This is a genomic window from Streptomyces sp. NPDC057565, assembly GCF_042801455.1.
In the GTDB taxonomy this organism is placed as follows: Bacteria; Actinomycetota; Actinomycetes; order Streptomycetales; family Streptomycetaceae; genus Streptomyces; species Streptomyces yanii.
This window is the reverse complement of sequence record NZ_JBHVFU010000128.1, coordinates 1-8,281: the sequence shown is the minus strand read 5'-3', so window position 1 is coordinate 8,281 and position 8,281 is coordinate 1. Positions and strand designations below refer to the sequence as shown.

Below are 8,281 nucleotides of genomic sequence, written 5' to 3'. Positions count from 1 at the left end.
GGGGACGTGATGAAACGCCCCCCGCGCGGCTATCCGACAGACCACTCCCGTACGAACCTGCTGCGCCACCGTTCTCTGATCGCCGCCCGTCCCCTCGGCTGCGAGGAGTGGCTGCACACCCCCGAGGCGGTCGACCGAGTCCTCTCGGCCGCCGCTGACCTGGACGCCCTGCTGATGTGGCTGGTCCGCCACGTGAAGCGCGCCGCCTGACATCACGAGGGCCCCGCGCGGCACGGGAGGAACCAAACCCGTGCCGTCGGCCCCCGCGCTCAGAAGGTGACGCGCACCTTCAGCGCCGACCGGTGGTCCATCGCCCGATGGCTGTCCGGCACCTCGGCCAGGGGGACGGCGTTGTCACGTTGTTGGGCACGGGTGCGTCTGATGGTGCGTCGGCGGGCGTTGCCCGAACACGTCGTGAGCACGGCGGGCGGCTTCCCCACTTTTCAGCCCTGCCCCTGCCGATAGCCTCATCCGCGCTGGTGGGAGCCGGTGTACGGTGATCTTTGGGATGTCGGGCGCGGGGCCCTGCGTCGGCGCGCTCTGGCAGGGATGATGATCACCCGGCATTATGATCGGTCGTGCTACTGAGACTGGCGTACCTGGGTGTGACAAACGCGTTAGCGATGCTGCGACTGCTGCCGATGAGCGACCGGGACAAGGACGTGGGAATCCTGGCTCTACGCCATCAGATCGCGGTGCTGGAACGGTAGCTGGGCGGGCAGCGAGTGCGGTTCACGGCGAGCGACCGGGCGTTCCTGGCGGCGCTACTGCACCGTCTGCCATCTCGGGTGCTTCGCCGGGGCGCGGTTGGTGGTACATCCGGACACGCTGCTGCGATGGCACCGTGATCTGGTCGCCCGCCGTCACGCGGCCCGGTCTCGGCCCAAGCCCTCGGGACGGCCGCGGACCGTGCGCTCAATCCGGCTTCTGGTGCTGCGGCTCGCGCGGGAGAACCCAAGCTGGGGGTACCGCCGCATCCACGGCGAACTGCTCGTTCTCGGGATCAAGGTGGCCGCCTCCACGGTCTGGGAAATCCTCCGGGAGGCCGGGATCGACCCGGCGCCCCAACGGGCCTCAAGCACGTGGTCAGGCTTCCTACGGTCCCAAGCAGACGCCCTGCTGGCATGCGATTTCTTCGAGACGGTCACCTTGTCCGGGGCGCGGCTGTGCGTGTTCGCGGTGATCGAGCACTCCAGTCGACGGATCCGGATCCTGGGCGCCACCGCGTATCCCACCGCGTCCTGGGTAGCGCAGGCGGCGAGGAACCTCGTCATGGACCTCGAGGACGCGGGATGCCACGCGCGCTACATGATCAGGGTCCGGGACGGGAAATTCCCCGCCCTGTCGACGCGATCCTCAACGGTGCGGGCATTGAAGTCGTGCTCACCGGAGTCCGCATGCCCCGCATGAACTCAATCATGGAGAGATGGGTGCAGACCTGCCGACGTGAGCTGCTGGACCGGACCTTGATCTGGAGCCAGCGGCATCTGCTCCACGCCCTGCGCGAGTTCGAACAGTTCTACAACTCCCACCGACCCCACCAGGGCATCGCCAACGCCCGCCCACTGCGTCCCTTGCCGACGCCGATCACCGATCCGGACCAGATCGCCCGCCTCGACATACGACGACGCGACCGCCTCGGCCACACCCTCCACGAGTACCAGCACGCGGCCTGAACTGGACGGATGAGGTTTTCGGCAGGCGCAGGGTTCTGCGGCGCTGTTAGCCTGCGGTCCATGATCAAGGGTGGTTTGGCAGGTCGAATAGGCAGGATGGCGGGGGACAGTGGGCCGGAGCGCGTGCTGGTCGCCGCCAGTTTCGTCAACCGGGTCGGCAATGGTCTGTTCAACGCGGCGTCGGCGCTCTATTTCACCTTGGTCGTGGGCCTGCCTGCGGTGCAGGTCGGCGCCGCGCTCACCATCGCCGGAGTGATCGGCTTGTGCGCGGGGATACCTGGGGGTCATCTCGCTGACCGGCGTGGCGCACGCGTGATCATGATGCTGGCCCTCGCGGTCCAGGCGGTATCGATGGCGGCCCTCGTCCTCGTCGAGAGCTGGGCCGCGCTCACGATCATCGCGACGGTCGACCAGATCGCCGCGGCGGTCGGAGGGGCGGCGTGGGGGGCTCTGGTGGCCCGGGTCGGGGGTGAGCGACCGGCCATGTTCCGGGCGAAGCTGCGCACCTTCGTCAACCTGGGCGTCGTCCTGGGAACGGTGGGTGCCGGGCTGGCGCTGGCCGCGGACACCCGCGGCGCCTATGTCACGCTGATTCTCGGCAACGCGGCGAGCTTCGCCCTGTGCGCGGTGCTTCTGCTTCTGCTGCCCCGCTATCCGGTGCTGGCAGCGCCGCCGCAGCAGCGGCGCTGGCTTGTCTTCGCGGACCGTCCGTTCCTGACGTTCACCGCTCTCTACGGGGCTATGGGACTGCAGTACCCGGTGGTCTCCCTGCTCCTGCCGATCTGGATCTCCGAGCACACCGAAGCGCCGCGTTGGACGGTGGCCGCACTGTTCGGAGTCAATTCCGCCTTCTGCGTACTGGTGCAGACCAGGATCGGCTCCCGTATCGAGACCCCGTACGACGGCGGCAGGGCGTTTCGCACTGCGGGGCTGCTCTTCCTCGTCAGCTGTCCGATGATGGCGCTGGCGGCGTACGCCCCTGTCTGGGCGGCAGCAGGACTGGTCCTGGCGGCGATCTTCGTCCATAGCCTGGGAGAGGTCTGGGAGTCCTCGGCGTGCTTCGCCCTGGGTTTCGGTCTTGCCCCCGGCCATGCCCAGGGCCAGTACCAAGGTGTCCTCGGCCTCGGCTTCAACGCGGGCCAGGCTCTTGCCCCTGCGATCCTCACCACGGTGGTGCTAGGCCTCGGCACGGCGGGCTGGCTGCTGCTGGCGTTGTTCTTCGCAATGCTGGGTGCTGCTGGCCCATCTCTTGCCCGCTGGGGTATGCGGACCCGGCCGCAGCCGGGCGTTGCTGCCGCTTGAACCGCGGATACGCGGTCCTCTCGATCGAGGTCACAACCCACCCCGCCCCAGACGAAGCCCAACATCACCATCAACGACACTGAGCCGAACGAGTGACGGGACGGGACACTCAACAACTCAAGATCATCCCGTGGCTCTGGCGTATCTGGGTCATGCCCCGTTGATGGGTGTGCTGCCGGTCCGGCGCCACGGTTTCTCGTACCTGCCGCCGCACGCCCGGCATTGGGCTCGGAAGAGCGCGGTGGCGGGTCCCATCTGGTTGCTCGACTCGGCGGGGTATTCGGCGTTCTGGATTCTCGCGACGAGCTGCGGGGTGGTGCAGGTGCACGCGTGGGCACTGGACGTGTGCCGGCGGGAGCGAGCGGTGCCGGAGGGCGGGGCGTCGACGAAGTCGGTCCGGTAGCCGTCGATCGGCTTGTACTTGGTGCGCTTTTTGGCCTTCTCGAAGCGCTGTTGGCTGGTCTGGCTGGGGAAGATTAGGAGGAGCCCGGCCAGGAGCCGGAAGGCGTGGCCGCGGACGCGCCCGGGGTCCGGGTCGAAGATGGCGGCCGTGACGCCGTTCTCGTCGACGAGGGGTACGCCGCCGGCGTACCGGGGATCGCCGGTGCTCCAGCCCACGGTCGCGGTGACACCGTGCTCGTCGGCGAGTTTCGCCAGGGCCAGGTCGATGCCGGGACGGAAGCGGATGGCGATCTCCCGCAGTCTCCCGGTCTGGGCGGCACGGGCGGCTTGCTCGGCCGCGGTCGCCTCGGCAAGGGCCTTCGCGCGGGAGATCGCGTTCTTGGCACGGATCTCGTCCCGCTTCTTCTCTCGGGCCGCCCCTAGCGCGGCCATGCGGGCTTCGTACTCGCGCCGCTGGCGTTCGTCCTCGACGAGGTGGGTGTCCTCGGCGGTGATGTACTGCGGGGTCGTCCACACCGTGGCGAGCGACCGCTGCGGGTACCACAGCGGGGTTCGTGGGGTGTGTGGGACGACACGGCTGGCGAATGCCCAGGCGAGGAACTGGGTGAGGGACGCCGGAACGGCGCTCCAGCCGCGGTCGGTGAACTTCACCAGCCCTTCGGCGATGGCCAGGCGCTTGGTCCCCTCGGGCTGCTCCAGGCGGATGGAGGGAACGGTGCCGAGCCAGGGTGGACGGGGTCGGTCGCTGAACCAGATCGAGGTGACGTCGTGCTCGCGCATCCGGTCGGCGCGGGCGGTGATGTCCGCAGCGGTGATCGGGGCGAGCTGGGCCTCCAGCGCCATCGCCCATCGGCCGCCCGGGTCGGTGGCCAGTACGTCGGCCCGCCAGGAGCCGTCAGGTGCCCGGACTTCCAGTTCGGCGTGGGCGCCGGCGTCCCGGGCCGCGCTGGCGAGTTCGAGCTTGAGGAGGTGGTGGGCCTCGGACTCGCCCTGGCGGGCGATCTCGCAGTCGGGGGCGTGCGGGGCATGGGCGAAGAACCGTAAGCCGCTGCGGGAGGTTTTCGCGTACATCGGATGCTGGCACTCGACGCAGGTGATCGGCGCGGGTGGCCGGGTCTTCCAGACCGCTTCCCAACTGCGTCCGCACCCGAGGTCGGGCAGGTGCGCGAAGACAGTTCCCCACTGCGCATGTACGGCCCTGAACGCCACGCTGGCCCCCCTGCTGATCGGCGAGGAGGCCAGTGTGGCGCGGGGCACTGACATCGCATCAGGTGATGGGCGTCATGAATCTTTCACCACGATGCGACATTCGCTTTCACCGCTATCGCCTGCACCGGTCTGGAAATGGCGTGCTCTGGGCGTCGTCGGACAGCCGCCGACGTTCGACAAGGCCGACTACCGCGAGAGGCACGCGGTCGAATGCGGGATCAATCGCCTCAAGCGCCACCGGGCCGTGGCCACGAGATACGACAAACTCGCCGTCCGCTACGAAGCAACCGTGCTGGTCGCGGCCATCAATGAGTGGCTGTGACCCCGCGGCCGCAGCAGCCTTCAGTTAACCCTTTGCCGAGGAGCCGATGGGCCAGCTAAGGTCGCCCAGCCGTTCATGTTGATCCGGACCGGCACTGTCGACGAGGAGGTGTGGAGCACATGCGCAGGAGTGCCCAGCAGTTGAGCCCGCGTACTGACCTTTGCCACCTCCTCACGACGGAGACACCTTGTCGCTCCGCATCACCCCACTGACCGACCCCGCTCACGGGGCGCACAGCCGACGCATTGCATGGCTGGCGTCCGACGCCGATTCCATCCCTGTCGGGACGGCCTTTCTGCGTCTGTTCGATGGCGGACAAGAGCACCTGGCCGAACTGACCCTCCACGTCCATCCCGTGGAGCGCCGCAAGGGCGTCGGCTCCCGGCTACTCGACACTGCCGTGGCCGCCGCCCGGGACAACACCCGGCGCTGCGTCGTAGTGCAGGCCGGGGCCGGATCGCCCGGCGACCACTTCCTGCCGGCCCGCGGCTTCCGCAAGGTCCTCACCCTGAGGTACTCCCGCCTGCCCCTGGCCGATGTGGACATCCCCTCCCTGGCAGAGATCATTGAGCGTCCGCATTCCGGCTACCGGCTGGCGTCCTGGCAGGGAACCGTCCCCGACGATCTCGCCCAGACCTTCGCCGACTCACGTCGCGCCATGGACGACATGCCCATGGAGGACACCGACCATGGCACCACGACCTGGGACGTGGACCGGGTCCGGGCTGCGGCAAAGGCCGTCGAACAGCGCGGCGACCACCTGCACACCGTCGTCGCCATCGACACCTCCAACGGCTCGATCGCCGGGTTCACCGAACTCGTCGTGCCCGGCGGCGGCACAGGTGATGCCCAGCACTACGGCACCGGCGTGCTGCCCGAGCACCGCGGACACGGCCTCGGCCGCTGGATGAAGGCCGAGTCGATCCGACAGGCCCACGGGCACTACCCGGACCTTGGCGGCCTCCTGACCGACACCGCCGACAGCAACACGCACATGAGACACATCAGCGACAGCCTCGGCTACCTGCCCACGCACACGACACTGCAGTATCAGCTCGACCTGTAGAGACGGGCGGACGGGCCGGACTTGGGCATCACCTCGTCCGGCCCGTCGGTCACCGAGGCCTCCGGCTGTGGTTGCACAGCGCCCCCGCGAAGGCGCAGGCCTGCTCCCCTGCCGCCGCCAGCGGCGGCAGGCCAGGAACGACGGGACGACGGGCTGCCGTCCCATGGGGCTGGTTCTCCCGAGGTCCGTGACGTGCGGCGTTTCCCTTTCATTGCCATCGGCGCACCTGTGGCGGTGAGGTCGGCGGCTGGCGAATTCCGCCGGGTGTGTCAGTGCCGGGCGGCACAATGCTGCGGAGTCATCCATTTGCAGCAACGGAGCACCATGGACCGGCGCCTCATTCAGACTGCGGTTTTTGGGAGTTCGGACTCGGACGAGCCTGCTGTGTGCCCGGAGACCGTGGAGGAGCTGGAGGCTTTTCGGCGAACGCACGAGAACGACACCATCTGGTGCGGCACGAAGTTCGAGGGCGGCTGCGGGCGGCGGTTGACCACGCGGCTGTGCACCGACAAGATCTGTCATTTCGCGCATTACGCTTCCGACGGCTCGGTCGAACGGTGCGGCCGCAAGGCGAAGGGCAAGGACAGTGCCAACCACTTGTTCGCCAAGGCTCACCTAGCGGCATGGCTGCACACGCAGGGCCTGACTGCCGAGTTCAGTTACCCCGAACCGCTGGGCTCCGCCGTGCTGGTACAGCTGGAGGACGGGCGGATCCTCCTGGTCCACCTCGACCGCAACCGACCCGTCAGCTGGGACGACGGCTCCTGGGAAGTCATCCTCGGGCCCGGCGTGCGGATCGCTCCAGACGTCCTGGAACAGCGCGGCTACGTGCAGCGCATCCGCTTCGAGGACCGGCCCGGCAGTGGCCGCGTCATGCGGCTGGGCACAGAACACCCGGGGGTGGGCACCACCTGGGACGGCCTGGAGGACGTCGAGCTGACGTCACGGGGCCTGAACACCTCGACCAGGCCCGACGCCGTCCGCGCGCCCATGGCCACGGGGCTGCGGCACAGTGAGTCCGAGGGGCGCTCGATCGTCAGTTTCGCGCCTTCCCGGTCGCGGGCGTCGAGCACCGTGCGTCAGGACGACCCGGTCAAACGCGCACTGATGCATCTCGACCGCGCCATACGTGATCAGCCGGACCGTTTATACACCGCGGTGCGAACCATCCAGCAGCTCCTGGAAGCAGAAAAGGTCCCGGAGAACATCGCCCGGCTGCGCCTGGCTCTCCGCCGTGGTCAGACGCAGCTCGAAGAACGAGCCCGACAACGCCAGGCCGTCCTGGCCCGGCTGCAGGAACAGCCCACATACCTCCTCCTCACCAAGGCCACCCAGCTGATGAGGGATCTCGACGTGACGGCCGAGGAACGGGAGGCGGTGCGTGTCGCGCGGGTCCGGCACGACCAGGAGCAGGCCGCGCTCCGGCGTAAGCAGGAGGAGCGGCGCGCGGCCCGCCAGGCTCAGCGGGAGAAGGAGTGGCGCGAGCAGACAGAGCAGCAGCTGGCGGAGCAGCGTGAGCGGAACAAGACCGCCCGACGGGAGCGGGCGGAGCGGGCGTTGGCCGTGCAGCGTGAACAAGAGGAGGCAGCGGAGCGCCAGGCACAGCGCGAACGCGCCGAGAAACTCGGCTACCTGGCGCCGTTCGTCATGGGGGCGCTGAAGAAGGCGGCCCGCGAGGAGCGGGTCACCACCTGGCGCGAGATAGGGGACAAGACCGGGCAGCGTGAGCTGAGCCGCCTCACCCACCAGGACAAACTGACACTGATGGAGACAGCGGAGAACAAGACCCTCCCTGGCAGCCCCCTGTGGTCAGCTGTCCTGGCCGCCACCGGCAGCGATGACGCGCTGCGCCTGCACCGGGACCTGCTGCACCGCTTACAGCGCCCCGCGCCCGCCGACGACAGCGACCTCCTCGCCCAGGTCACTGCGGAGTGCGTCCAGCTGCGCCGCCAGTGGTAAAAGCCTGAACGGGGCAGGCAGTCGGAGGGGGCGCTGCCCCACAGCCGGCTGCCGACGATGGCGCCTTTGAAAGGCCGGTCAGGGGCGATTGTCGTACCTGGCCGACAGGGCCGGTCTGGTACGCGACGCCGTCCCGAAGAGGTACGACCTGGTCAGCCGCCCGTGCAAACGATGGCCCCACGACTACGGCGGCTGCGGGTGGCACTACTCGTTCTGGAAAGGCAGAACAAACGGTGTGAAGCCAACGCCGTGACTCTGTTGGTGATCTTGTGGGGGTCAGGTGACGGCGGTGCACAGGGCGTGGAAGTGGCTGGGTGCTCGCCGGGGGCGCGCTGGGTCGGCGAT

8 protein-coding genes and 1 pseudogene are annotated in these 8,281 nt (G+C 68.6%); 7 read left to right on the top strand and 2 right to left on the bottom strand.

Going from position 1 to position 8,281, the window contains the following annotated elements; all coding sequences use genetic code 11:
- Positions 1-210, top strand: a 210-nt coding sequence (locus ACFU8W_RS51595; RefSeq protein WP_384050771.1) for a DUF2461 family protein, incomplete at its 5' end; no start/stop codon positions are given.
- A 59-nt stretch (positions 211-269) separates the two neighbouring features.
- Here the strand turns inward: ACFU8W_RS51595 and ACFU8W_RS51590 are convergent.
- Positions 270-422 carry a hypothetical protein gene (locus tag ACFU8W_RS51590; protein ID WP_384052758.1) on the bottom strand — a complete coding sequence of 51 codons (153 nt, stop codon included), beginning with the start codon at positions 420-422 and terminating at the stop codon, positions 270-272.
- 156 nt (positions 423-578) lie between these two features.
- Between ACFU8W_RS51590 and ACFU8W_RS51585 the strand changes: the two genes are divergently transcribed.
- The 3 genes and pseudogenes from ACFU8W_RS51585 to ACFU8W_RS51575 all read left to right on the top strand — a co-directional run bounded on the left by ACFU8W_RS51585 (position 579) and on the right by ACFU8W_RS51575 (position 2,978).
- Positions 579-710: a hypothetical protein gene (locus ACFU8W_RS51585; protein ID WP_384052757.1), complete on the top strand. Its 132-nt coding sequence runs from the start codon at positions 579-581 to the stop codon at positions 708-710.
- Positions 711-1,676: pseudogene (locus tag ACFU8W_RS51580) on the top strand (integrase core domain-containing protein).
- A 96-nt stretch (positions 1,677-1,772) separates the two neighbouring features.
- Complete coding sequence (locus ACFU8W_RS51575; protein WP_384052756.1) at positions 1,773-2,978, top strand: MFS transporter; 1,206 nt, start codon at positions 1,773-1,775, stop codon at positions 2,976-2,978.
- A 150-nt stretch (positions 2,979-3,128) separates the two neighbouring features.
- On the opposite strand, the gene ACFU8W_RS51570 is transcribed toward ACFU8W_RS51575, so the two are convergent.
- Entirely contained in the window at positions 3,129-4,643 is a 1,515-nt protein-coding gene (locus ACFU8W_RS51570; RefSeq protein ID WP_384052755.1) for a competence protein CoiA family protein, read from the bottom strand.
- A 37-nt stretch (positions 4,644-4,680) separates the two neighbouring features.
- On the opposite strand from ACFU8W_RS51570, the gene ACFU8W_RS51565 reads away from it, so the two are divergent.
- From ACFU8W_RS51565 to ACFU8W_RS51555, 3 genes are all read left to right on the top strand, one after another.
- Positions 4,681-4,911 (top strand): hypothetical protein, encoded by a 231-nt coding sequence (locus ACFU8W_RS51565; protein WP_384052754.1) that lies wholly within the window; start codon positions 4,681-4,683, stop codon positions 4,909-4,911.
- A 187-nt stretch (positions 4,912-5,098) separates the two neighbouring features.
- Entirely contained in the window at positions 5,099-5,977 is an 879-nt protein-coding gene (locus ACFU8W_RS51560) for a GNAT family N-acetyltransferase (RefSeq protein ID WP_384052753.1), read from the top strand.
- 384 nt (positions 5,978-6,361) lie between these two features.
- Entirely contained in the window at positions 6,362-7,936 is a 1,575-nt protein-coding gene (locus ACFU8W_RS51555; RefSeq protein WP_384052752.1) for a hypothetical protein, read from the top strand.
- The last annotated feature ends 345 nt before the right edge of the window (positions 7,937-8,281 follow it).